At 64.4% G+C, this 22,020-nt stretch carries 21 protein-coding genes and 1 tRNA gene; 15 read left to right on the top strand and 7 right to left on the bottom strand.

All coding sequences use genetic code 11. The annotated features are described in order from the left end of the window. Positions 1-203: 203 nt before the first annotated feature. Entirely contained in the window at positions 204-1,808 is a 1,605-nt protein-coding gene (gene nadB / locus ACIQYU_RS15380; protein WP_207832998.1) for an L-aspartate oxidase, read from the top strand. 305 nt (positions 1,809-2,113) lie between these two features. On the opposite strand, the gene ACIQYU_RS15375 is transcribed toward nadB, so the two are convergent. Both ACIQYU_RS15375 and ACIQYU_RS15370 read right to left on the bottom strand, forming a co-directional pair. After that, the gene (locus ACIQYU_RS15375) at positions 2,114-2,578 is read right to left on the bottom strand and encodes a protein YgfX (RefSeq protein WP_233687023.1); all 465 of its coding nucleotides are present in this window, start codon (positions 2,576-2,578) and stop codon (positions 2,114-2,116) included. Continuing rightward, the gene (locus ACIQYU_RS15370) at positions 2,562-2,816 is read right to left on the bottom strand and encodes a succinate dehydrogenase assembly factor 2 (RefSeq protein ID WP_003252043.1); all 255 of its coding nucleotides are present in this window, start codon (positions 2,814-2,816) and stop codon (positions 2,562-2,564) included. Before ACIQYU_RS15370 ends, ACIQYU_RS15375 begins: the two co-directional genes overlap by 17 nt. 133 nt (positions 2,817-2,949) lie before the next feature. Here ACIQYU_RS15370 and ACIQYU_RS15365 point away from each other — a divergent pair, with 133 nt between their 5' ends. After that, on the top strand, positions 2,950-3,891 hold the full coding sequence (locus tag ACIQYU_RS15365; RefSeq protein WP_207833001.1) for a folate-binding protein YgfZ: 942 nt from the start codon (positions 2,950-2,952) through the stop codon (positions 3,889-3,891). A gap of 55 nt (positions 3,892-3,946) precedes the next feature. Then, entirely contained in the window at positions 3,947-4,753 is an 807-nt protein-coding gene (locus ACIQYU_RS15360) for an HDOD domain-containing protein (protein ID WP_207833003.1), read from the top strand. 109 nt (positions 4,754-4,862) lie between these two features. Here ACIQYU_RS15360 and ACIQYU_RS15355 read toward each other — a convergent pair whose 3' ends face one another. Both ACIQYU_RS15355 and ACIQYU_RS15350 read right to left on the bottom strand, forming a co-directional pair. Next, positions 4,863-6,242, bottom strand: coding sequence for a sensor histidine kinase (locus ACIQYU_RS15355; protein ID WP_207833005.1), 1,380 nt, complete (start codon positions 6,240-6,242; stop codon positions 4,863-4,865). Next, positions 6,235-6,906 carry a response regulator gene (locus ACIQYU_RS15350; protein ID WP_063913183.1) on the bottom strand — a complete coding sequence of 224 codons (672 nt, stop codon included), beginning with the start codon at positions 6,904-6,906 and terminating at the stop codon, positions 6,235-6,237. Before ACIQYU_RS15350 ends, ACIQYU_RS15355 begins: the two co-directional genes overlap by 8 nt. A 200-nt stretch (positions 6,907-7,106) precedes the next feature. On the opposite strand from ACIQYU_RS15350, the gene ACIQYU_RS15345 reads away from it, so the two are divergent. The 5 genes from ACIQYU_RS15345 (at position 7,107) to ACIQYU_RS15325 (ending at position 12,623) form a co-directional block, all read left to right on the top strand. Beyond that, positions 7,107-8,396, top strand: a complete 1,290-nt coding sequence (locus ACIQYU_RS15345; protein WP_207833022.1) for an OprD family porin — start codon at positions 7,107-7,109, stop codon at positions 8,394-8,396. A gap of 46 nt (positions 8,397-8,442) precedes the next feature. Then, the gene (locus ACIQYU_RS15340) at positions 8,443-9,423 is read left to right on the top strand and encodes a tripartite tricarboxylate transporter substrate binding protein (protein WP_207833007.1); all 981 of its coding nucleotides are present in this window, start codon (positions 8,443-8,445) and stop codon (positions 9,421-9,423) included. Between the two features lie 199 nt (positions 9,424-9,622). Beyond that, positions 9,623-10,081, top strand: coding sequence for a tripartite tricarboxylate transporter TctB family protein (locus tag ACIQYU_RS15335; protein WP_207833009.1), 459 nt, complete (start codon positions 9,623-9,625; stop codon positions 10,079-10,081). A gap of 3 nt (positions 10,082-10,084) precedes the next feature. Beyond that, positions 10,085-11,599, top strand: coding sequence for a tripartite tricarboxylate transporter permease (locus ACIQYU_RS15330; protein WP_233687024.1), 1,515 nt, complete (start codon positions 10,085-10,087; stop codon positions 11,597-11,599). Next, positions 11,592-12,623: an AbrB family transcriptional regulator gene (locus ACIQYU_RS15325; protein WP_207833014.1), complete on the top strand. Its 1,032-nt coding sequence runs from the start codon at positions 11,592-11,594 to the stop codon at positions 12,621-12,623. The genes ACIQYU_RS15330 and ACIQYU_RS15325 overlap by 8 nt, the downstream gene beginning before the upstream one ends. Before the next feature lie 120 nt (positions 12,624-12,743). Here the strand turns inward: ACIQYU_RS15325 and ung are convergent, their stop codons facing one another. After that, a complete protein-coding gene (ung, locus tag ACIQYU_RS15320; protein ID WP_063913189.1) occupies positions 12,744-13,436 on the bottom strand; it encodes a uracil-DNA glycosylase in 693 nt (230 codons plus the stop codon). Between the two features lie 126 nt (positions 13,437-13,562). On the opposite strand from ung, the gene ACIQYU_RS15315 reads away from it, so the two are divergent. Further along, positions 13,563-14,669 (top strand): enoyl-CoA hydratase/isomerase family protein, encoded by a 1,107-nt coding sequence (locus ACIQYU_RS15315; protein ID WP_233687025.1) that lies wholly within the window; start codon positions 13,563-13,565, stop codon positions 14,667-14,669. Between the two features lie 147 nt (positions 14,670-14,816). Here the strand turns inward: ACIQYU_RS15315 and ACIQYU_RS15310 are convergent, their stop codons facing one another. Next, positions 14,817-15,266 (bottom strand): hypothetical protein, encoded by a 450-nt coding sequence (locus ACIQYU_RS15310; RefSeq protein WP_233687026.1) that lies wholly within the window; start codon positions 15,264-15,266, stop codon positions 14,817-14,819. A 143-nt stretch (positions 15,267-15,409) separates the two neighbouring features. Here ACIQYU_RS15310 and ACIQYU_RS15305 point away from each other — a divergent pair, with 143 nt between their 5' ends. The 6 genes from ACIQYU_RS15305 (at position 15,410) to ACIQYU_RS15280 (ending at position 20,943) form a co-directional block, all read left to right on the top strand. Further along, positions 15,410-15,622, top strand: coding sequence for a cysteine-rich CWC family protein (locus ACIQYU_RS15305; RefSeq protein WP_207836556.1), 213 nt, complete (start codon positions 15,410-15,412; stop codon positions 15,620-15,622). Between the two features lie 9 nt (positions 15,623-15,631). Then, the gene (locus ACIQYU_RS15300; protein ID WP_233687027.1) at positions 15,632-16,324 is read left to right on the top strand and encodes a pseudouridine synthase; all 693 of its coding nucleotides are present in this window, start codon (positions 15,632-15,634) and stop codon (positions 16,322-16,324) included. Positions 16,325-16,773: 449 nt separating this feature from the next. Beyond that, a complete protein-coding gene (phaG, locus tag ACIQYU_RS15295) occupies positions 16,774-17,661 on the top strand; it encodes a (R)-3-hydroxydecanoyl-ACP:CoA transacylase (protein WP_207836576.1) in 888 nt (295 codons plus the stop codon). Between the two features lie 111 nt (positions 17,662-17,772). After that, a tRNA-Gly gene (locus ACIQYU_RS15290) sits at positions 17,773-17,846 on the top strand. 164 nt (positions 17,847-18,010) lie between these two features. Then, positions 18,011-19,717 carry a SulP family inorganic anion transporter gene (locus ACIQYU_RS15285; RefSeq protein ID WP_063913197.1) on the top strand — a complete coding sequence of 569 codons (1,707 nt, stop codon included), beginning with the start codon at positions 18,011-18,013 and terminating at the stop codon, positions 19,715-19,717. A 215-nt stretch (positions 19,718-19,932) separates the two neighbouring features. Beyond that, positions 19,933-20,943 (top strand): DUF4917 family protein, encoded by a 1,011-nt coding sequence (locus tag ACIQYU_RS15280; protein WP_233687028.1) that lies wholly within the window; start codon positions 19,933-19,935, stop codon positions 20,941-20,943. Positions 20,944-20,975: 32 nt separating this feature from the next. Here ACIQYU_RS15280 and ACIQYU_RS15275 read toward each other — a convergent pair whose 3' ends face one another. Further along, positions 20,976-22,019 carry a lipopolysaccharide assembly protein LapB gene (locus tag ACIQYU_RS15275; RefSeq protein WP_207836582.1) on the bottom strand — a complete coding sequence of 348 codons (1,044 nt, stop codon included), beginning with the start codon at positions 22,017-22,019 and terminating at the stop codon, positions 20,976-20,978. Between the last annotated feature and the right edge of the window lies 1 nt (position 22,020).

Here is a 22,020-nt window from a genome sequence, read left to right as displayed (position 1 = left end):
GTGGCGCGTGGGCAGCCTTCATAGGATTTCCGGCCATGTCGGAAAGTTCCCACAAAGGTTGTCGCGACCAGGCAAGTGGCATGGAAATTGGCCACCCGGGGCTGCTATAAAGGCAACCCGGCCAGCTTTAACGATAGTTTCACAATGCCATCGGCGCGTGACTATTGTGCCGCGCCCCTTCCAAAGAATACTAGTGTCCCGACATGAGCCAACAATTCCAACATGATGTCCTGGTGATCGGCAGCGGCGCCGCCGGTCTCAGCCTGGCACTGAACCTCCCCAGCCACCTGCGAGTCGCCGTACTCAGCAAGGGCGACCTGGCCAACGGCTCGACCTTCTGGGCCCAGGGCGGTGTCGCGGCGGTACTGGACAATACCGATACCGTGCAGTCGCATGTCGAGGACACGCTCAATGCCGGCGGCGGTCTGTGCCATGAAGAGGCGGTGCGCTTTACCGTCGAGCACAGCCGCGAAGCCATCGAGTGGTTGATCGAGCAAGGCGTGCCCTTTACCCGCGACGAGCACTACAGCGTCGACGACGGCGGCTTCGAGTTCCACCTGACCCGCGAAGGCGGCCATAGCCACCGACGTATCATCCACGCCGCCGACGCCACCGGTGCAGCCATCTTCACCACGCTGCTGGAGCAGGCCCGCAAACGCCCGAACATCCAGTTACTGGAGCAACGCGTGGCGGTCGACCTGATCACCGAACGCCGCCTCGGCCTGCCCGGCGAGCGCTGCCTGGGCGCCTACGTGCTCGACCGCAACACCGGCGAAGTGGACACCTTCGGCGCGCGCTTCACCGTGCTGGCTACTGGCGGCGCGGCCAAGGTCTACCTGTATACCAGCAACCCCGATGGCGCCTGCGGCGACGGCATCGCCATGGCCTGGCGGGCCGGCTGCCGGGTGGCGAACCTGGAGTTCAACCAGTTTCACCCGACCTGCCTGTACCATCCACAGGCCAAGAGCTTCCTGATCACCGAAGCCCTGCGCGGCGAAGGCGCGCTCCTGCGCTTGCCCAATGGTGAGCGTTTCATGCCACGCTTCGACCCGCGTGAAGAACTGGCCCCGCGCGACATCGTCGCCCGCGCCATCGACCACGAGATGAAGCGCCTGGGCGTGGACTGCGTATACCTGGACATCACCCACAAACCGGTCGACTTCATCAAGAGCCACTTCCCCACCGTGTACGAGCGTTGCCTGGCGTTTGGCATCGACATCACTCGCCAGCCGATCCCGGTGGTACCGGCGGCGCACTACACCTGCGGCGGGGTGATGGTCGACGACCGTGGCCACACCGACGTGCCGGGCCTGTACGCCATTGGCGAAACCAGCTTCACCGGCCTGCACGGTGCCAACCGCATGGCCAGCAACTCGCTGCTGGAATGCTTTGTCTATGGCCGTGCCGCTGCGTCCGACATCCAGGCGCACCTGGATGAAGTGGCCATGCCCAAGGCCCTGCCCGGCTGGGATGCCAGCCAGGTCACCGACTCGGACGAGGATGTGATCATTGCGCACAACTGGGACGAACTGCGGCGCTTCATGTGGGACTACGTCGGCATCGTGCGCACCAGCAAGCGCCTGCAGCGAGCGCAGCACCGCATTCGCCTGCTGCTGGACGAAATCGATGAGTTCTATAGCAACTACAAGGTCAGCCGCGACCTGATCGAATTGCGCAACCTGGCGCAGGTGGCCGAGCTGATGATCCTGTCGGCCATGCAGCGCAAAGAAAGCCGCGGGCTGCATTACACCCTGGATTACCCGGGGATGCTGGACGAGGCCAAGGACACCATTCTTAGTCCTCTCTGAAAGTTGTAGCGCCTGCGAGATCGAGCGCCGCCCGCGCGGCGCTTCGCGGGACAAGCCCGCTCCCACATTTGTTGCAACGTGGCCATGCCTGTGGGAGAGGCGTTGTCAGCCTGGGGGGCATGGCTTGAGGCAGGTGATGCGGCAGCAATGCCAACTCAGAAATCCAGTCAACCCACCAAGGCTGGCCACCATGGCCTGACAGGTTCGGCACGTTGCAACAAATGTGGGAGCGGGCTTGCCCCGCGAAGCGCCGCGCGGGCGGCGCTCGATCTCGCAGGCGCTGAAGCTGCCACGACGAACACCTGTCAGCCCTGACTCGCCCCCACCCCTGCCCACCTGCGCCGGCTGAACTTCAGCCGCACCCGCAAGCGCCGGTGCTCATCAGCCCCCAACGCATCACGCGGTACGCATTGGCTCCGCCCCAACCAGCACCCCGCCCGCACAAAGCGCAACACTACAAGCCCTGGCAACGCCACACTGTCCCGGCACAAGCGCACCGGCTGCCAGCCACGGGCACGGCTGAACACCTGCCAACCGCGCACATCACGGCGCAAGCCAACAACAGCATGTTCATGCGTCAGCAAAATACGTCGGGGAATGGCCCAGCCAGCGTGGGCAATACAGGTAGCGACAACAGCAAGGGCCAACCACCCGGGCAGCGGGCTCGCCCATACGGCGAACCACGCCAGTACCTGGCAACCCAGGTAGACCGCCAGCAGCAGGCGCGAGCCTTGCCAGCGGCACTCGAAGCACTCACTTGGGCTGAACACGGTCCAGGATGATGCGGACCATGCGCTGCAGCTCCGGGTCTTCGGACTCGGTGCGCTCCATGAACCAGCCGAACATGTCCTGATCCTCGCAGCTCAACAGACGCACGTAGAGTTCGCGGTCGGTCTCGTTGAGCGTGGGGTAGACTTCCTGGGTGAAAGGCACCAGCAGTACGTCCAGTTCCAGCATGCCGCGGCGGCTGTGCCAGAAAAGCCGGTTGAGTTCAGTTTGTTCGACCATGGGGCCCTCCTCGAATGGCCCGCCAGTATACAGCCAGGCGAGCGAAGCGACACCGGGCGTTGGTCTAGTCACCTACCTATTTTGTTACCGGCGTTCTATGATGGCCGCCAGTCTTTAGCCACCGCGATGACCCATGGCCGATTCCGCTTTCTTCTGCCCCCTGTCCCACGAGGGCATCCTCGCCGTCCGCGGCTCCGATGCAGGCAAGTTCCTGCAGGGCCAGCTGACCTGCAACATCAACTACCTCAGCCAGGAACACGCCAGCCTCGGCGCCCGCTGCATGGTCAAGGGGCGCATGCAGTCGAGTTTCCGCATCCTGCCCGAAGGCAACGGCTACCTGCTGGCCATGGCCAGCGAGCTGCTCGACGCCCAGCTGGCAGACCTGAAGAAGTACGCCGTGTTCTCCAAGGCCACGCTGACCGATGAAAGCGCTGCCTGGGCACGCTTCGGCCTGCAAGGCGGCGATGCGGCGCTGCAGGCGCTGGGGCTCGATGTGCCTGCAGCAGCTGGCAGCACCGTGCGCCACGACGGGTTGATCGCCATTGCCGTGTCAGCTGGCCGCGTGGAGCTGTGGGTGCCGGCGGAGAACGCCGCCAGCATTCGCCAGGCGCTGGCCGCCGCATTGCCCGAAGGCAGCCTCAACGACTGGCTGCTGGGGCAGATTCGTGCCGGGATCGGCCAGGTCATGGGGCCGACCCGCGAGCTGTTCATCCCGCAGATGATCAACCTGCAGGCCGTGGACGGCGTCAGCTTCAAGAAAGGCTGCTACACCGGCCAGGAAATTGTTGCGCGCATGCAGTACCTGGGCAAACTCAAGCGCCGCCAGTACCGCCTGGCACTGGACCAGCAGGCCATTCCGGCCCCGGGCGCCGAGATCTTCTCGCCCACCCATGGTTCGTCGGTCGGTGAAGTGGTCATGGCTGCCGGCAACGGCACAGGCTGCGAACTGCTCGCGGTGCTCAGCGCCGAAGCGGTGGAAGACGACAACCTGCACCTGGGCAGCCTTGAAGGCCCGCGCCTGCAGGTGCTGACCCTGCCCTACGAACTGGACCGCGACCGGGAAATCCAACGCTGACCAGCCTGCCCCGCCGACGTGGCGGGGCCGCACCACCACTGCGGTAGACACGCCCATGAACAAGCTGGCCGAGATGGTTCAAGCACAGTTGCTCGATGCCATCGAAAAGGATGACCTGGTCCTGCCGACCCTGCCCGAGGTTGCCTTGAGCATCCGCGAGGCAGCGGAAGACAGCGAGATCAGCGTAGCGGCCCTGAGCAAGGTGATCGGTCGCGATGCGGCCCTTTCAGCGCGCCTGATCAAGGTCGTCAACAGCCCGCTGCTGCGCGCGGCGGTCGAGGTCACCGACCTGCACACCGCCATCACGCGGCTGGGCATCAACTACAGCTGCAACCTGGCCATTGGCCTGGTGATCGAGCAGATTTTCCATGCCCGCGCGCCGGCGGTTGAGCAAAAACTGCGCGACATCTGGGCCAACAGCCTGGATGTGGCGGGTATCAGCTACGAAATCTGCCGCCGGTACACGCAACTCAAGCCCGACCAGGCCACCCTCGGCGGGCTGGTCAACCAGATTGGCGCGCTGCCGGTGCTGATCTATGCCGAAGAGCACAACGAACTGCTGTCCGACCCGGTGTGCCTGCATTATGTGATCGAGCAGATCCAGCCGGTGCTGGGCGACAAGATCCTCAAGGCCTGGGAGTTTCCGGAGCAACTGGTCAATCTGCCGAGCCAGGTACAGGACCTGGACCGACAGACCGGCAAGATCGACTACATCGACATCGTGCAGATCGCCCGCTGCATCAGCCAGCCCGGGCGCCACCGGCCGCTGGCGGCACTACCGGCATACCGCCACCTGGGCTTGCCGTTTGGTACCGAGCTGGAAGTGGATGAACTGATCGAGGCGCGGAGCATGTTGCGCTGACCGGTGTCAGCCTGTGCCGGCCTCTTCGCGGGTATAGCGCAGCCTTCAGCAGCGGCGCGGTCCCTGTGGGAGCGGGTTTACCCGCGAAAGGGCCGGTACAGGCAACACATCAATCCGCGATAAAACTCACCCGCACCCGCAACCCGCCCTTCGCACCGTCATGCAGGCTCACCTGCGCCAGGTGCGCCCGGCAGATCTCGCCAACGATCGCCAGGCCAAGCCCACTGCCCTGCGCACTGCGCCGGTAGAAGCGCTCGAACACCCGCTCACGCTCGGCCTCGGGAATCCCCGGCCCGTCGTCCTCCACCTCCAGCACCGCCGGCGCCAGCACCCGCAAGATCACGTTGCCGCCCGCTGGCGTATGGGCCAGGGCATTGTCCACCAGGTTGCTCAACAGCTCGTTGAGCAGCGTCGGCTCACCCTTCAGCCACACCGGCGCCTCGGCCTCCAGGGCCAGCGCTACCCCGCGCTTGTGCGCCAGCGGTGCCATCGCCATGCCCAGCTCACGAGCCAACTGGCCCAGGTCCAGGCGCTGCGCGCCGCCTTCGGCAATCGCCCGGGCGCCGTTCTCGACCCGCGCCAGCGACAGCAACTGGTTGGCCAGGTGGGTCAGCCGATCAGTGCCCTGGGCGGCAGCCTCCAGCGTCTGCCGCCACTCCTGCGGCTCGGCCGAACGCAAGCCCAACTCGATCCGCGCCTTCAGCGCGGCCAGTGGTGTGCGCAACTCGTGGGCTGCATCGGCAATGAACTGCGCCTGGCGCTCGAACTGGCCGCGCAAACGCTCGGTGAAGTGGTTCAAAGCCCGCACCAGCGGGCTCAGCTCACGCTGCACCTGCACCACCGGCAAGGCCCGCAGGTCGTCCGGCTGGCGCTCTTCCACCGCGGTGCGCAGGCGCTCCAGCGGCCGCAACGCGGCACTCACGGCAAACCACACCATCACCAGCGCGCCCAGCGCCAGCATGCCCAGGCGCAGCAGGGTGTCGGCCATCAAACCACGGGCCATGCGTATCCGCGCTTCCTCGGTTTCGGCCACACGGATTTCCGCCATGCCGTTCATGTTCGGCTCGCTCACTGGCTTCAGCAGGCTGACCACGCGCACGTCCTGGCCCAGATAGGTGGCGTTGTAGAACCGCGCCAACGCCGGGTAGTCGTCGGTACGTGGCGTGCCCGGCGGCGGCGCTGGCAGGTTCTCGTAACCGGAAATCAGCCGCTGCTGGATGTCCAGCACCTGGTAGTAGATGCGCCCGGCACTGTCGTAGGCGAAGGTGTCCAGGGCCACGTAGGGCACATCCGCGCTCAGCGAACCATCCCGCTGGGACAGGCCCGCGGCAATGGTCCGCGCCGAGGCCAGCAGGGTCCGGTCGTAGGCAGTGTCGGCAGCCTCGCGACCGTTCCAGTAGGCGCTCAGGCCGCTGGCCAGCATCAGCACCACCAGCAGCAAGGCCAGGTTGCCGAGCAAGCGCCCGCGCAGGCTGCCGTTGTCACGCATCGCGGTGCTCGAGCAGGTAGCCCAGGCCACGAAAGGTGACAATGGCCACCGGCTGGCCGTCGAGCTTCTTGCGCAGGCGGTGGATGTAGATTTCGATGGCGTCGGGGCTGGCCTCTTCATCCAGGCCGAACACCTGGGCGGCCAGTTGCTCCTTGCTCATCACCCGGCCCGGACGGGCGATCAGCGCTTCCAGTACGCTTTGCTCGCGTGAGGTCAGGGTCAGGTTGTCGCCACCCAGCGTGAAGCGCCGGGTGTCCAGGTCGTACACCAGCGGCCCGCAGCGTTGCTGGCGCTCGCCACCGAGCACGCTGCGGCGCAGCAGGGCCTTGACCCGTGCTTCCAGCTCGGTCAGCTCGAACGGTTTGGCCAGGTAGTCGTCGGCGCCCAGGTTAAGGCCGTGGACCCGGTCCTTGACGTCGCTGCGTGCGGTCAGCATCAGCACCGGCAGGGTCTTGCCACGGCCACGCAAGCGCGCCAGCACCTCGAAGCCGTCCATGCGCGGCAAGCCGACATCCAGCACGGCCACGGCGTATTCCTCGCTGGCCAGGGCCAGGTCGGCGGCCACGCCGTCATGCAGCACATCAACGGTCAGGCCATGGCTCTTCAAGGCCTGGGCCACGCTTTCGGCCAGTTGCAGGTGGTCTTCGACCAGCAGCACACGCATCGGAATCTCCCTGCTCGGGTGGGACGGTGGCGCGGAGTGTACCGCTGTCGGCAGGCCTGTGAAGCCCCTGTCGACAAACCTTTCACGCTGAAAGGTTAGCGAAAGGTTGGTTACCTAGCATCGCACCAAGGTCGCCCTTCGCGCCGAAAAAAGCACCAGCAAGGTGCAACGAATAAGAACAATAAACGGAGCCATCAGTGATGCTGTCATTGCAGCCGCAGGCGTTTGCGCCTACCCGTCCCTTTGCCGCACGCCCCTCCGCCATCGCCAGCGCCCTCGCGCTTGCCGGTGTCGCCCCGCTGAGCCAGGCCGCCTTCTTCGAAGACAGCACGGCCACCTTCGAAACCCGCAACATGTACTTCAACCGCGACTTCCGCGACGGCACCAGTGCGCAGCAATCCAAGCGCGACGAGTGGGCCCAGGGCTTCATGCTCAACTTCGAGTCTGGCTACACCGATGGCACCGTGGGCTTCGGCCTGGATGCGCTGGGCATGCTCGGCATCAAGCTCGACTCCAGCCCCGACCGCACCGACACCGGCCTGCTGCCGACCCACGATGACGGCAAGGCCGCCGACGAATACTCCAAGCTCGGCCTGACCGGCAAGGTGAAGGTGTCGCAGACCGAACTGAAGATCGGCACCCTGATCCCCGAACTGCCGACCCTGCAGCCCAACGACGGGCGCATCCTGCCGCAAACCTTCGAAGGTGGCCTGCTCACCTCCAAGGAGGTCAAGGGCCTGACCTTCACCGGCGGCCGACTGGACAAGGCCAAGGACCGCAACGACACCAACTGGGAAGACCTGGCCCTGAACAACAAGAACGGCCGTTTCGGTGGCTCGTTCAGCGCCGATAACCTGGACCTGGCCGGCCTCGACTACCAGTTCACCGATCGCATCACCGGCAGCTACCACTTTGCCCAGCTCGACGATATCTACCGCCAGCACTTCATCGGCATGGTCGCCACCCAGCCGTGGGGCCCGGGTACCTTCGGCGCCGACCTGCGCCTGGCCGTGAGTGACGACGCCGGCGCCGCCAAGGCCGGCAACATCGACAACACCACTGTCAACGGCATGCTCAGCTACGCCCTGGGCGGGCACAAGGTCAGCGCCGCCTGGCAGCAGCTGTCCGGCGACAGCGCCTTCCCGTACGTCGATGGTGCCGACCCGTACCTGGTCAACTTCGTCCAGATCAACGACTTCGCCGGCGCCGACGAGCGCTCCTGGCAAGCGCGCTACGACTACAACTTTGCCGCACTCGGCGTACCCGGCCTGACCTTCATGACCCGCTACATCAGCGGCGACAACGTCAGCCGCGCCGCCGGTGGCGAGGGCAAGGAGTGGGAGCGCAACACCGAACTGAAGTACGTGGTACAAAGCGGCCCGTTGAAGAACGTCGCCGTGCGCCTGCGCAACGCCACCTTCCGCTCCAACTTCGCCCGCGACGCGGACGAGGTACGGCTGCTGGTGAGCTACAGCGTGGCGCTGTGGTAACCCCATAGCGATAACTTGATAACAACAACGCTCACGGAGATTGACGATGACCTTTTCACTGCGCCGCCTCGTCCTCGCTACCGGCTGCCTGCTGCTGGCCGGCAACGCCCTCGCTGCCGAACCTAAACGCCCCGAATGCATTGCCCCCGCCTCGCCCGGTGGTGGCTTCGACCTGACCTGCAAGCTGGTACAAAGCGCCCTGGTGCAGGAGAAGATTCTCAGCAAGCCGATGCGCGTCACCTACATGCCCGGTGGTGTCGGCGCGGTGGCCTACAACGCCGTGGTCGCCCAGCGCCCGGCCGATGCCGGTACCCTGGTGGCCTGGTCCAGCGGCTCGTTGCTGAACCTGGCCCAGGGCAAGTTCGGCCGCTTCGACGAGAACGCCGTGAAATGGCTGGCCGCCGTCGGCACCAGCTACGGCGCCATCGCGGTGAAGAGCGACTCGCCCTACAAGACCCTCGACGACCTGGTCGCAGCGCTGAAAAAAGACCCGAGCAAGGTGGTGATCGGCTCTGGCGGCACCGTGGGTAGCCAGGACTGGATGCAGACGGCGCTGATCGCCAAGGCCGCCGGCATCAACCCGCGCGACCTGCGCTACGTGGCGCTGGAAGGCGGCGGCGAAATTGCCACGGCGTTGCTGGGCGGGCATATCCAGGTCGGCTCGACCGACATCTCCGACTCCATGCCACACATTCAGAGCGGCAACATGCGCATCCTCGCGGTGTTCTCGGAAAAGCGCCTGGACGAGCCCGAGATGAAAGACATCCCCACCGCCAAGGAACAGGGCTACGACATCGTCTGGCCAGTGGTGCGCGGCTTCTACCTGGGGCCAAAGGTGAGCGACGAGGATTACGCCTGGTGGAAGCAGTCGTTCGACAAGATGCTGGCCTCGGAAGACTTCGCCAAGCTGCGTGACCAGCGCGAGCTGTTCCCGTTCGCCATGACCGGCGAAGAACTGGACGGCTATGTGAAGAAGCAAGTGGCTGACTACAAGGCGCTGGCCAGGGAATTTGGCCTGATCCAGTAACACTGGCCGGAGTCACCACAATCCCTGTGGGAGCGGCCTTGTGCCGCGATGGGCCGCACGGCGGCCCCTGTCTCAGCCGATGCGATGCTTCAGACAGATCGCAGTGGCAGGTTTGCGGCCGCTTCGCGCCCGATCGCGACGCAAGGCCGCTCCCACAGGATTTGCATCTCGCTTGAGCGATCCCAACGAGGACTCTCTGATGATCCTGCAACGCATCTTCGCCCTGGCCCTGCTGGCGGTGTGCGCCGCCCTGGCCGTGATGGCCTGGCCTTACCAGGCGGCGTTTTCCTATGAACCGGTGGGCCCGCGCGCCTATCCGCTGTTGATGCTCGGCCTGATGGGCCTGGGCCTGCTGTACCTGGTGTTCCGCCCCACGCCCATCGTGCGCAAGGACGACGAGCCGGAACTGGACCGTGAAACCCTGACCAAGATCGCCGCCTGCGTCGGCCTGCTGATCGTTTTCGCCAGCACCTTCGAAGCCCTGGGCTTCATCCTCAGCGCCATCCTGGTCGGCGTGCCCATGGCCCGCCTGTACGGCGGCCGCTGGCTGCACAGCTTCATCGTGGTGGCGGGCATGAGCCTGTTCCTCTACTGGCTGTTCGACCGCGTCATGGACGTGCCCCTGCCCCTTGGCCTGCTGAGCGCACTGGAGAACTGACACATGGATACCATGAGCTACCTGGGCCAGGGCTTCGGCGTCGCCCTGTCCCCCTACAACCTGGTCACCGCCCTGTCCGGCACGCTGATCGGTACCGTGGTCGGCCTGCTGCCGGGCCTGGGCCCGATCAACGGCGTGGCCCTGCTGATCCCCATCGCCTTCGCCCTCGGCCTGCCGCCGGAATCGGCGCTGATCCTGCTGGCGGCGGTGTACCTGGGCTGCGAGTACGGCGGGCGCATCAGTTCGATCCTGCTCAACATCCCCGGCGAAGCCTCGACGGTAATGACCACCCTCGACGGCTACCCGATGGCCCGCAATGGCCTGGCGGGCGTCGCGCTGTCGCTGTCGGCCTGGAGTTCGTTCATCGGTGCGCTGATTGCCACCTGCGGCATGGTGCTGTTCGCCCCGCTGCTGGCGAAATGGGCAATCGCCTTCGGCCCGGCGGAGTACTTCGTGCTGATGGTGTTCGCCATCGTCGCCCTTGGCGGCATGGCCGGCGACAAGCCGTTGAAAACCTTCATTGCCGCACTGATCGGCCTGTTCCTGTCGGCAGTCGGTATCGATGCCAACAGTGGCGTGTACCGCTTCACCGGCGACAGCGTGCACCTGGCCGACGGCATCCAGTTCGTGGTGCTGGTGCTGGGCCTGTTCTCCATCAGCGAAATCCTCCTGCTGCTGGAAAAGACCCACCATGGCCACCAGGCGGTCAAGGCCACCGGGCGCATGCTGTTCAACCTCAAGGAAGCGGCGTCGGTGTTCATGGTCAATATCCGCTGCGGCCTGCTGGGCTTCATCATGGGTGTGCTGCCAGGTGCCGGTGCAACACTGGCGAGTGCCGTGGCCTACATGACCGAAAAACGCCTGGCAGGTGAAAAAGGCCAATTCGGCAAGGGCGACGCCCGTGGCCTGGCCGCCCCGGAAACCGCCATTGGCGCCTCCTGCTGCGGCGCCCTGGTACCGATGCTGACCCTGGGCGTACCCGGCTCGGGCACCACCGCGGTGATGATCGGCGCACTGACCCTGTACAACATCACCCCTGGCCCACTGTTGTTCGAACAGCAGCCAGACATCGTCTGGGGCCTGATCGCCTCGCTGTTCATCGCCAACATCATGCTGGTGATCCTCAACATCCCGATGATCCGCATCTTCACCCGCATCCTCGCCGTGCCGAACTGGGCGCTGGTGCCGGTGATCGCCATCATCACGGCGATCGGCGTGTATGCCGTGCATGCCACCACCTTCGACCTGTTCCTGATGGTCGGCATCGGCATCATGGGCTATATCCTGCGCAAGCTGGACTTCCCGCTGTCGCCGATTCTGCTCGGCTTCATCCTCGGAGGGCTGATGGAGCAGAACCTGCGCCGGGCGCTGTCGATCTCCAACGGCGAACTGGGCATCCTCTGGTCGAGCCCGATCAGCATGTCGGTGTGGGTACTGACCCTTTGCATGCTGACCCTGCCGCTGCTGCGCATCTGGCGCAAACGCAGCCTGCAGCGCCGGGCGATGGCCGATGCCTGATCGCTGGTTGCCGTTGTTTGTCGCAACCGGGCTGGTCGGCCTTGCTGGCGGTTTTGCCGCCAGCAAGGTCGGCTGGCCTTTGCCGTGGATGGTCGGCTCGCTGCTGGCGATCATCCTGGTACGCTGCCTGACACGCTGGCAGCTGCCGGAAATCCCCAATGGCCGCAAGTGCGGGCAGTGGATCATCGGCATCGGCATTGGCCTGCACTTCACCCCGGCGGTGATCGAGCAGGTGGCCAGCCATTTCGCGCTGATCTTCTTCGGCGCACTGTTCACCACCCTGTCCAGCGTGATCAGCGTATGGCTGCTGCGGCGCAGCGGTGAGGATCGTGCCACTGCGTTCTTCGCCAGCATGCCGGGCGGTTCGGGGGAGATGGTCAACCTTGGCGCGCGCAATGGCGCAGTGCTCAGCCAGGTGGCGGCGGCGCAGAGCCTGCGCGTACTGGCGGTGGTACTGTGCGTGCCGGCGCTGTTCAAGTTCCTGCTGGGTGACGGGGTGCCGTTGAATCACACCGGCAGCGTGAACTGGGGCTGGCTGGCATTGATTGCCCCGCTGGGCATTGCCGCTGCGTTGCTCTGGCAGCGTTTGCGCCAGCCCAACCCGTGGTTGTTCGGGCCATTGCTGGTGGCAGCGACGGTGAGCCTTGCCGGCAACCTGCAGATTGCCCTGCCCAATGGCGCCAGCCAGATCGGCCAGTGGCTGATCGGCAGCGGCCTGGCCTGCCACTTCAACCGGGCGTTCTTCCGCCGCGCACCCTGGTTCCTTGGGCGTACCCTGGTGGCTACGGCGTTGTGCATGGCGATTGCCGGCAGTGCGGCCTGGGTATTGAGCGTGATGAGCGGGCTGGATTTGCGTTCGCTGACGCTAGGGATGATGCCGGGCGGGATTGCCGAGATGAGCCTGACGGCAGAGACCCTGCAGCTGTCGGTGCCGCTGGTGACGGCACTGCAGGTGATGCGCTTGTTGTTCGTGCTGTTTCTGGCGGAGCCGTTGTTCCGGGTGTGGAATGCAACCCCGGAATGACTGTGACGGCCTCTTCGCGGGTAAACCCGCTCCCACAGGGACCACACAGGCCCTGAGGGTAGCGCTGTACCTGTGGGAGCGGGTTCACCCGCGAAGAAGGCGACGCGGTCTTTCAGGTGATCACAGCGGCGGCAATGCCCAGTTGATCGGCGCCAGCCCGCGCTGCTGGAGGAAACTGTTGGCCCGGCTGAAATGCCCGCACCCCAGGAACCCACGGTAAGCCGACAACGGCGACGGATGCACCGACTTCAGCACCAGGTGCTTGGTCCCGTCGATCAGCTTCTGCTTGCTTTGCGCATGCGAGCCCCACAACAGGAACACCACGTTCGGGCACTGCTCGCTGACCACCTGGATGACCCGGTCGGTAAAGAACTCCCACCCCTTCTTGGCATGCGACGCGGCATTGGCGCGCTCCACGGTCATGGTCGTGTTGAGCAACAGCACACCCTGCTCGGCCCAGCTCTGCAGGTAGCCATGATTGGCAATCGGGATGTTCAGGTCGCGCTGCAGCTCCTTGTAGATGTTGACCAGCGACGGTGGCGTGGCCACGCCCGGCTGCACCGAGAAGCACAGGCCATGGGCCTGGCCCGGCCCGTGGTAAGGGTCCTGGCCGAGGATGACCACCTTCACCTGGTCCAGCGGCGTCGAGTTGAGGGCATTGAAGATCAACGGCCCTGGCGGGTAGATCTCTTTGCCGGCGGCGTATTCGCTGCGCAGGAACTCGCGCAGCTGATGCATGTAGGGCTGGTCGAATTCGGCGCGCAAGGCGGCCTTCCAGCTGGGTTCGAGTTTGATGCGATCGTCGTCAGTCATGGGGCCTTCCATAAACAATGGCGCGACACTAGGTAAGCCCTTCCCGCTTGTCAAACGATCCGACCGACGACCGGCATGTTCGGCCAGGCAAGCCATACTTGTGCGATGACTTGCGCGAGGTTGTCCATGGCCATTCATTGCGAGGTACTCACCGGCGCCGATGGCGCCCGCATCGGCATCGCCACCCTGGATGCGCCCAAGGCGCTCAATGCGCTGAACCTGCCGATGATCGAGGTATTGGGCGAACAGTTGCACGCCTGGGCTCGCGACCCGGGGATCGTCTGCGTACTGCTACGCGGCAACGGTGCCAAGGCCTTCTGCGCCGGCGGCGATGTGCGTGCGCTGGTACAAGCCTGCCGCGACCACCCCGGCAGCGTGCCGCCGCTGGCCGCCGCCTTCTTCGCCGCCGAATACCGCCTGGACTTCGCCCTGCATACCTATCCCAAGCCGCTGCTGTGCTGGGGCCATGGGCATGTGCTGGGCGGTGGCATGGGCCTGCTGCAGGGCGCCAATGTGCGCATCGTCACCCCCAGCAGTCGGCTGGCCATGCCGGAAATCAGCATCGGCCTGTACCCGGACGTGGGCGCCAGCTGGTTCCTTGCCCGCCTGCCGGGCAAGCTGGGGTTGTTCCTCGCTCTGACGGGCGCGCCGATCAATGCCCACGACGCCCTTGACCTGGACCTGGCCGACCGCTTCCTGGGCGAACACCAGCAAGATGCGCTGATCGAGGAACTGCTGCAATTGAACTGGCAGGAACAGACCGCCCTGCAACTGAACAGCCTGCTCAAGGCCGAACAGCACCGCGCCTGCGCCGAGTTGCCTGAAGCCCAGTGGCTGCCGCGACGGCAGGTGATCGATCAGTTGCTTGACGTGGCCGATGCCGCCGCCGCCTGGCGCGCGCTGGAGGGGCTCAAGCACCACGACGACCCGCTGCTGGCAGATGCCGGCCAGCGGTTGCATGAAGGTTGCCCGCTGACCGCCCACCTGGTGTGGGAACAAATTCGCCGGGCACGGCACCTGTCGTTGGCGCAGGTGTTCCAGATGGAATACAGCATGAGCCTGAACTGTTGCCGCCACCCGGAATTCAGCGAAGGTGTGCGGGCGCGCTTGCTGGACAAGGACAACCAGCCGCGCTGGCACTGGCCCGATGTGGCGCAAGTGCCGGCGGCGGTGGTCGAGGCGCATTTTGCCAAGGTGTGGGAGGGGCGGCATCCGCTGGCGGATCTCGGGTAGCTTCGAGAGTCTGGGGCTGCTTTGCAGCCCATCGCGACACAAGGCCGCTCCCACAGGTACAGCGATGGTTTCCAATGCTGCGCCGTACCTGTGGGAGCGGCCTTGCGTCGCGAAAGGGGCGCAAAGCGCCCCCGGTTTTCAATTCACCTACCGCTGCCAGTTCCCCCCTTGCCCGTGCCCACGCCGCCCGTCCCAACGCCGGTCACCGTCCCCCCGCCCGTTGGAGTGCCAACGGTCATTCTGGTAGCGCTGGCTGCCACCGCGATAATCATGACGGTCCCGGTCGCGCCCATAGTCATACCGCTGGCGGTTGCCATAGTCATGGCGCGGGTTGCCATACCACTGCTGCATCCGCGGCTGCGGATAAGACCGGTAATGAGGCGCTGGCGCCGAGCGGTAGTAGTAGCGCGGCGCCGGCTGATAGTAATAGCGCGGTTGCGGCGTCACGTAATAACGGTCATAGCGGTAATAATCCGGTGATACGTAACGGTCGGAATAGTAGTGGTCAGACCGGTAATAGCCCCCGCTCTCGTAGTACGGAACGCAGGCGGAAGTCATCAGCCCCAGCAGGGCGATCAACAGGATTCGATAGAACATGGCGGCCTCCTGGACCGCTGGAGTGCCCGAACAGCGGCGCTGGCGAGCGTCGATGTGAAATGCGATCATCGACATCGAATAAGACAGTGGCGCCGAAGTGCAGTGCCATTTCTGCAACAATTTGATACATGTGAGCGGCAGCCATGCATGACAACCAGCACTGCCCCGCCTGTGGAGCCCTCAACCAGTGCAGCCTGGCCGACCCGCGTCGGGCCACCCAGGCCTGCTGGTGCTTCGGCGTGAGCATCGACCCTGCCGTGCTCCAGGCCCTGCCCGCCGAGCTGCGCGACAAAGCCTGCCTGTGCCCGCGCTGCGCCGCCGTTGAAGAACAACTCCGCTCACCCGCTTCCCACTGACCGTTTGCCATGCGCCTCGACCGTTTCCTCGCCAACCTGCCCAACCACAACCGCCAGCAAGTCCGCCTGATGCTGGCGCAACGCCGCGTGCGGGTAGATGGCCAAGTGGTCAGTGACCCGCTGGCCGAGGTGCGCGAATTCAGCCGTGTGGAGCTTGACGACCAGTTGCTGCAGGCTGGCCGCCCGGCGCGCTACCTGATGCTGCACAAGCCCACGGGCTGTGTCAGCGCCACCCAGGACCCGCAACACCGCACCGTGCTCGACCTGCTGCCTGCCGCGTTGCGTGAGGACCTGCACATTGCCGGGCGCCTGGACTTCAACACCACCGGCCTGATGATCCTGACCAACGATGGCCAGTGGTCACGGCGGCTTACCCAGCCCGCGACCAAGCTGCCCAAGCACTACCTGGTGGAAACCGAGGACGAGATTGGCGAGCACTATGTGGCCAAGTTCCTCGAAGGTTTCTACTTCGCCTTCGAAAACCTCACCACCCTGCCCGCCCAGCTGGACATCCTGGGGCCGCGCCTGGCGCGGCTGGCAATCGTCGAAGGGCGATATCACCAGGTCAAGCGCATGTTCGGCCATTTCGACAACAAGGTAGTGGGGTTGCATCGCGAGAGCATGGGGGCGATCCGGCTGGACCCGGGGTTGGCGCCAGGGGCATTTCGTGAGCTCACGGCGGATGAAATAGCCACGGTCTAGTCAGCCTGTTCCTGCCTCTTCGCGGGCACGCCCGCTCCCACAGGGATCACACCAGCCCGGAGGCCAGGGGTGTACCTGTGGGAGCGGGCGTGCCCGCGAAGAGGCAGGAACAGACCGCACGGGGTGCGTCATACGACCGCCCAGCGGCAAAAGTCACATTTTCCCCCGAACGGCACTTGCGGGATTCCCCACCCACTGCTTGAATCCAAATCGTCAGTCTGCATGTGACTACCAAGTCACGATTGCGGTCGAAGACACCTTTTGTCGGCCACCCGGGGCCTCGATGCCTTGGGGCACGGCAAATTGCCCGCCAAAAACAATACCGTCGACGCACGTGCCAAGGATCGACACAGGGCCCCCCGGTTTCTCTTCAGGCAAATGCCTACCTGTCATAAAGAACGTGCACCCTAGGTGACGCGAATACCCTTTTTGCGCCAGGAGTCGATGACATGAGGCCAGAAATCGCTGTACTTGATATCCAAGGTCAGTATCGGGTTTACACGGAGTTCTATCGCGCGGATGCAGCCGAGAAAACGATCATCCTGATCAACGGCTCGCTGGCCACCACGGCCTCGTTCGCCCAGACGGTACGTAACCTGCACCCGCAGTTCAACGTAGTACTGTTCGACCAGCCATACGCGGGCAAGTCCAAGCCTCACAATCGCCAGGAACGCCTGATCAGCAAGGAGACCGAAGCACATATCCTCCTTGAGCTGATCGATCACTTCCAGGCAGACCACGTGATGTCGTTCTCGTGGGGTGGCGCAAGCACACTGCTGGCGCTGGCGCACCAGCCGCGGTACGTGAAGAAAGCGGTGGTAAGCTCGTTCTCGCCGGTGATCAACGAACCGATGCGCGATTACCTGGCCCGTGGCTGCCAGTACCTGGCCGCCTGCGACCGCTATCAGGTCGGCAACCTGGTCAACGACACCATCGGCAAGCACCTGCCATCACTGTTCAAGCGCTTCAACTACCGGCACGTCAGCAGCCTGGACAGCCACGAGTACGCGCAGATGCACTTCCACATCAACGAAGTGCTGCAGCACGACCTGGAACGGGCCCTGAACGGCGCGCGCAACATCGACATCCCGGTGCTGTTCATCAACGGCGACCGCGATGAATACACCACGGTCGAAGATGCCCGGCAGTTCAGCAAGCATGTGGGCAAGAGCCAGTTCAGCGTGATCCGTGACGCGGGCCACTTCCTCGACATGGAAAACAAGGCCGCCTGCGAGGACACCCGCAGCGTCTTGCTCGGCTTCCTCAAGCCGACCGTGCGCGAGCCTCGTCAACGCTACCAGCACGTACAACAGGGGCAGCATGCATTGGCCATCTGAGCGCATCGGCGCCCCGTAGGTGATACCCGCAGGCTATGGGGTGCCGACAAGCTTTTTTATAACTTGGGCTTCTAATTCGTGGAGGGTTCTGGTAAAAAGTGCAGCGCAGATGCGGGTATAGTTTAGTGGCAAAACGAAAGCTTCCCAAGCTTTAGTTGAGGGTTCGATTCCCTCTACCCGCTCCACATCGCATTACCGCATGGCGTTCCATTAACGTCATCGCTGTCAAAAGGAGCCTTGGCTCCTTTTTTCGTTTCTGCCCCCTCCGTTGACCTGTCCCATGGCCATTTGCCTGCCGATCCGCTTCAATGCGTGGATGGTTTCGTGAAACATTTCGAAAGGACGACGCATGTTTCTCTCCCGCTGGCTACCGGGCCTTGCCAACCTGCTGCACTACCGCCGCGAGTGGTTCCACGCCGACTTGCAGGCTGGCCTCTCGGTGGCGGCGATCCAGATTCCCATTGCCATCGCCTACGCGCAGATCGTCGGCCTGCCGCCGCAGTACGGCCTGTACGCCTGCGTGCTGCCGATGATGGTCTACGCCCTGATCGGCAGCTCACGCCAGCTGATGGTTGGCCCCGACGCCGCCACCTGCGCGATGATCGCCGGCGCCGTGGCGCCGTTGGCCATGGGCGAGCCGCACCGGATTGCCGAACTGTCGGTGATCGTCACCCTGCTGGTCGGGGTAATGCTGATCGCTGCCGGCGTGGCCCGGGCCGGGTTCATCGCCAGCTTCTTCTCGCGGCCGATCTTGATCGGCTATCTCAACGGCATCGGCCTGAGCCTGATCGCCGGGCAGTTGTCCAAGGTGGTGGGGTTCAAGATCGAGGGCGACGGCTTCATTCTCAGCCTGATCAACTTCCTCCAGCGCCTGGGCGAAATTCACTGGGTGACGCTGCTCATCGGCATCGCCGCACTGGGCCTGCTGATCTGGCTGCCACGGCGCTACCCACGCCTGCCCGCGGCGCTAACGGTAGTGGCGCTGTTCATGCTGCTGGTCGGCCTGTTCGGCCTCGACCGCTTCGGCGTCGCCATCCTCGGCCCGGTACCTGCCGGCATCCCGCAACTGGCCTGGCCACACAGTAACCTGGCAGAAATGAAAAGCCTGCTGCGCGACGCCCTGGGTATCGCCACCGTCAGCTTCTGCAGCGCCATGCTCACTGCACGCAGCTTTGCCGCCCGGCACGGCTACGCGATCAACGCCAACCATGAATTCGTCGCCCTGGGCGTAAGCAACCTGGCAGCCGGGGTTTCCCAAGGTTTTGCCATCAGCGGCGCCGACTCGCGCACCGCGGTCAACGACATGGTCGGTGGCAAAAGCCAGCTGGTGGGCATCATTGCTGCGCTGGTCATCGCCCTGATCCTGCTGTTTTTCACCGCACCGATGGCGTGGATCCCTCAGGCTGCGCTGGGCGCCGTGCTGCTGATGGCCGGCTGGGGGCTGATCGATATCAAGTCGCTTAGGCACATCCGCCGCCTGAGCCGCTTTGAGTTCTGGCTGTGCCTGCTGACCACGGTTGGCGTGCTGAGCCTGGGCGTGCTGCCCGGCATCGTGTTTGCCGTGACCCTGGCGATCCTGCGCCTGCTGTACAGCATCTACCAACCCACCGACGCGGTGCTGGGCTGGCTGCCGGGCACCGAAGGCCAGGTGGACATCCGCAAACACAAGGATGCCCGCACCGTACCAGGGCTGGTGGTGTACCGCTTCGACGACGCGATCCTGTTCTTCAACGCCGACTACTTCAAGATGCGCCTGCTCGAAGCGGTGCAGAGCCAGGACCAGCCCAAGGCCGTGCTGTTCGATGCCGAAGCGGTAACCAGCATCGACGTCAGCGGCATCGCCGCCCTGCGCGAGGTACGCGACACCTTGGCGGCCCAAGGCATCTTTTTCGCCATCGCCCGCGCCCGCGGCACCTTCCTGCGCATGCTGGTGCGCTCGGGGATGGCAAGGGAGATGGAAGACAAACTGCTGTTCGGCTCGGTGCGGGCGGGCATCCGCGCGTATCGGGTGTGGCGTAACAGGAGCCGCAGTGTGAAGGTGGCTGAGCAAGGTTGAAGAGATGCATTGTTGCCACTGGCCCTATCGCCGGCAAGCCAGCTCCCACAGGTATTGCACTGACCTCGGATTCAGTGCAGTACCTGTGGTAGCGGGTTCACCCGCGAAGAGGCCGGCATTGCCGACACAAGGCCCTTGCCTGGATACAACCCTCGCACACCTTGCATGACATGCTAAAGTCGCCCCCGTTCCCGCTCCACCCAACGGACCCCAGCATGCCCGCACTCGACGCCACCCTCACCCCCTGGCCAGAACTCGCCGCCCTACACCCTTGCGACGCACTACTGCTGGGCAACGGCGCGAGCCGCGCGCTGTGGAAGCCGTTCGGTTACTTCTCGCTGTTCGAGGAAGCGCAACGCGCCGGTCGCAAGAAAGGCCTGGCCGTCAGCGACCAGGCATTGTTCAAGTCGCTGGGCACGGAACTGTTCGAGCCGGTACTCAGCACCCTCAACACCACAGTGCGCGCCAACGCCGCACTGGCCATCAACTCCACCGCGCCGCTGAACCGCTACTACTCAATCAAGGAAGCGCTGATCCACGCCGTACGCACGGTGCACCTGCCGTGGCCACTCATGCCGGCGGCCACCCTGGCAACCCTCAACCAGGCCCTGCGCGGCTACCGCAGCGTCTACACCAGCAACTATGACCTGCTGCTACCCTGGGCCGTGCAACACGCCCCGCACGGCTTCGCCGAACTGTTCGACGAGCAAGGTTTCTTCGACGTGCGCCGCACCAGCGGCGAAGGCACCCGGGTGCTGCACCTGCATGGTGGCCTGCACCTGCTGAAGCTGCCCGACGGCACCACCCGTCAACGCAGCGCCGACAGCGCCGAACTGCTCGATGGTTTTGCCGTGAACATCCCGGGCGAAGTGCCGCTGTTCGTCAACGAAGACCGCAGCGACGAGAAACTGCGCGCCATCCGCAACTCGGATTACCTGGGCTGGTGCCTGGGGCAACTGGCGCGGGAAAGCCAAGGGCTATGCCTGTTCGGGCAGCACCTGGACAGCAGTGACCAGCACCTGCTCGAAGCCATCCGGCTGGCCCGACCGACGCATCTGTCGATTGCCATAAGGCCGTTGAGCGAGGCATCGGTGATCAACCAGAAGCAGCATTTCATCGATCGCTTCGGGGATATGCCGGGGACAGCGCTGCATTTCTTTGATGCCGGTACGCATCCGTTGGGGCAAGCAGCGCTGGCTATTGAAGCACCGCTCACCCACAGGTGAAATGAACCCATCAGGGGCCGCTTTGCGGCCCATCAAGGCGCCGATGCCGTTGTCACCTGCACGGCCGGGCCAACTGCAATGGGCTCGGGCATCGCCACATCGCCGCCCATCTGGCGGATTTGCCGAATCTGCTGGACCCTGTTCAGGTTTTCCCAGGCGATGGGATAGTGCCCCGGCGACAACTCGATGGCGCTGCGGAAAAACTGCTCGGCCACATCCAGCTTGCCTTCCACCAGGCAGACATAGCCGACATCATTGCTGGCTTCGGCACGCTTTTCGACCTGTTCGAAGGCAGACACAGCCTCCTCATAGCGCCCCATGCGAGCCAGCAGCAACCCATAGTTGCGCCAAAGCGGTTTGTAGGTCCCGTCGTAGCTCACGCCACGTTTGTAGCGTAGCTCGGCATCGGCCCATTGCCCGGCCATGTAGTAGGAATACCCCAGGCTGTTCTGCACCAACGCCGAACGTGGATCGATGAGCTCGGCCAGGCGGTAGTACGTCTGCGCCTCGGCGAAGTTGTCGGCCAGATCCGCGAGCACCCCCAGCCCGTTGTAGGCCTTGAGCGGTGACTTGCTGTCGACCCTGAGCGCAGCCGCCCCTGTCTGGGTATTGGCCGGGTCCTTGGTGAAGCGCTGCTGATCCACGGCAACAGCCTTCAACAGCATCGCCTTGGCTTGCTCATGTTTACGCATGGACAGATTCAGCAGGCCCATTTCGGTCAGGGCATCGGGGTTTTCAGGTGCCTTGCCCAGCACCTCGGTGAAGGCCATCTCGGCCAGCTGGTTATTGCCGCGTTCGCGGTGGATACGGCCAACCCAGACCAGCGCCTCATAACGTTCGGGCGCCAGCTCAAGGACGCGCAAGTACTGGTACAGCGCCTGGTCCAGGTCACCGGCCTGGTAAGCCATTGCCGCCACCTGCATCGCCTGGTCGGGCGAGTTGCTTTGCGACTGCACCTGGTAGAGCACCGAATTGCCAGCGGAGTAGACAGAACGTACACCATTCAGGTCTGGCCCCGTGCTCTGGCAACCTGAGAGCACGGCTATCATCGTCAACAGCAAGCTGATCCTGTTCATG

This window comes from Pseudomonas sp. NPDC096925 (assembly GCF_044762545.1).
GTDB lineage: Bacteria > Pseudomonadota > Gammaproteobacteria > Pseudomonadales > Pseudomonadaceae > Aquipseudomonas.
Note: the sequence above shows the minus strand (reverse complement) of the source record. Positions and strands in the feature narration are given on the sequence as shown.

Excerpts from the sequence above, each read along its gene's own strand:
- ACIQYU_RS15300 (WP_233687027.1), top strand. The coding sequence starts at position 15,632 with ATGCGCCTCGACCGTTTCCTCGCCAACCTGCCCAACCACAACCGCCAG.
- phaG (WP_207836576.1), top strand. The coding sequence starts at position 16,774 with ATGAGGCCAGAAATCGCTGTACTTGATATCCAAGGTCAGTATCGGGTT.
- ACIQYU_RS15350 (WP_063913183.1), bottom strand. The coding sequence starts at position 6,906 with ATGCGTGTGCTGCTGGTCGAAGACCACCTGCAACTGGCCGAAAGCGTG.
- ACIQYU_RS15310 (WP_233687026.1), bottom strand. The coding sequence starts at position 15,266 with ATGTTCTATCGAATCCTGTTGATCGCCCTGCTGGGGCTGATGACTTCC.
- ACIQYU_RS15345 (WP_207833022.1), top strand. The coding sequence starts at position 7,107 with ATGCTGTCATTGCAGCCGCAGGCGTTTGCGCCTACCCGTCCCTTTGCC.
- ACIQYU_RS15330 (WP_233687024.1), top strand. The coding sequence starts at position 10,085 with ATGGATACCATGAGCTACCTGGGCCAGGGCTTCGGCGTCGCCCTGTCC.
- ACIQYU_RS15280 (WP_233687028.1), top strand. The coding sequence starts at position 19,933 with ATGCCCGCACTCGACGCCACCCTCACCCCCTGGCCAGAACTCGCCGCC.
- nadB (WP_207832998.1), top strand. The coding sequence starts at position 204 with ATGAGCCAACAATTCCAACATGATGTCCTGGTGATCGGCAGCGGCGCC.
- ACIQYU_RS15325 (WP_207833014.1), top strand. The coding sequence starts at position 11,592 with ATGCCTGATCGCTGGTTGCCGTTGTTTGTCGCAACCGGGCTGGTCGGC.
- ACIQYU_RS15365 (WP_207833001.1), top strand. The coding sequence starts at position 2,950 with ATGGCCGATTCCGCTTTCTTCTGCCCCCTGTCCCACGAGGGCATCCTC.
- ACIQYU_RS15315 (WP_233687025.1), top strand. The coding sequence starts at position 13,563 with ATGGCCATTCATTGCGAGGTACTCACCGGCGCCGATGGCGCCCGCATC.
- ACIQYU_RS15340 (WP_207833007.1), top strand. The coding sequence starts at position 8,443 with ATGACCTTTTCACTGCGCCGCCTCGTCCTCGCTACCGGCTGCCTGCTG.
- ACIQYU_RS15355 (WP_207833005.1), bottom strand. The coding sequence starts at position 6,242 with ATGCGTGACAACGGCAGCCTGCGCGGGCGCTTGCTCGGCAACCTGGCC.
- ACIQYU_RS15335 (WP_207833009.1), top strand. The coding sequence starts at position 9,623 with ATGATCCTGCAACGCATCTTCGCCCTGGCCCTGCTGGCGGTGTGCGCC.
- ACIQYU_RS15360 (WP_207833003.1), top strand. The coding sequence starts at position 3,947 with ATGAACAAGCTGGCCGAGATGGTTCAAGCACAGTTGCTCGATGCCATC.
- ACIQYU_RS15305 (WP_207836556.1), top strand. The coding sequence starts at position 15,410 with ATGCATGACAACCAGCACTGCCCCGCCTGTGGAGCCCTCAACCAGTGC.
- ung (WP_063913189.1), bottom strand. The coding sequence starts at position 13,436 with ATGACTGACGACGATCGCATCAAACTCGAACCCAGCTGGAAGGCCGCC.
- ACIQYU_RS15285 (WP_063913197.1), top strand. The coding sequence starts at position 18,011 with ATGTTTCTCTCCCGCTGGCTACCGGGCCTTGCCAACCTGCTGCACTAC.
- ACIQYU_RS15370 (WP_003252043.1), bottom strand. The coding sequence starts at position 2,816 with ATGGTCGAACAAACTGAACTCAACCGGCTTTTCTGGCACAGCCGCCGC.
- ACIQYU_RS15275 (WP_207836582.1), bottom strand. The coding sequence starts at position 22,019 with ATGAACAGGATCAGCTTGCTGTTGACGATGATAGCCGTGCTCTCAGGT.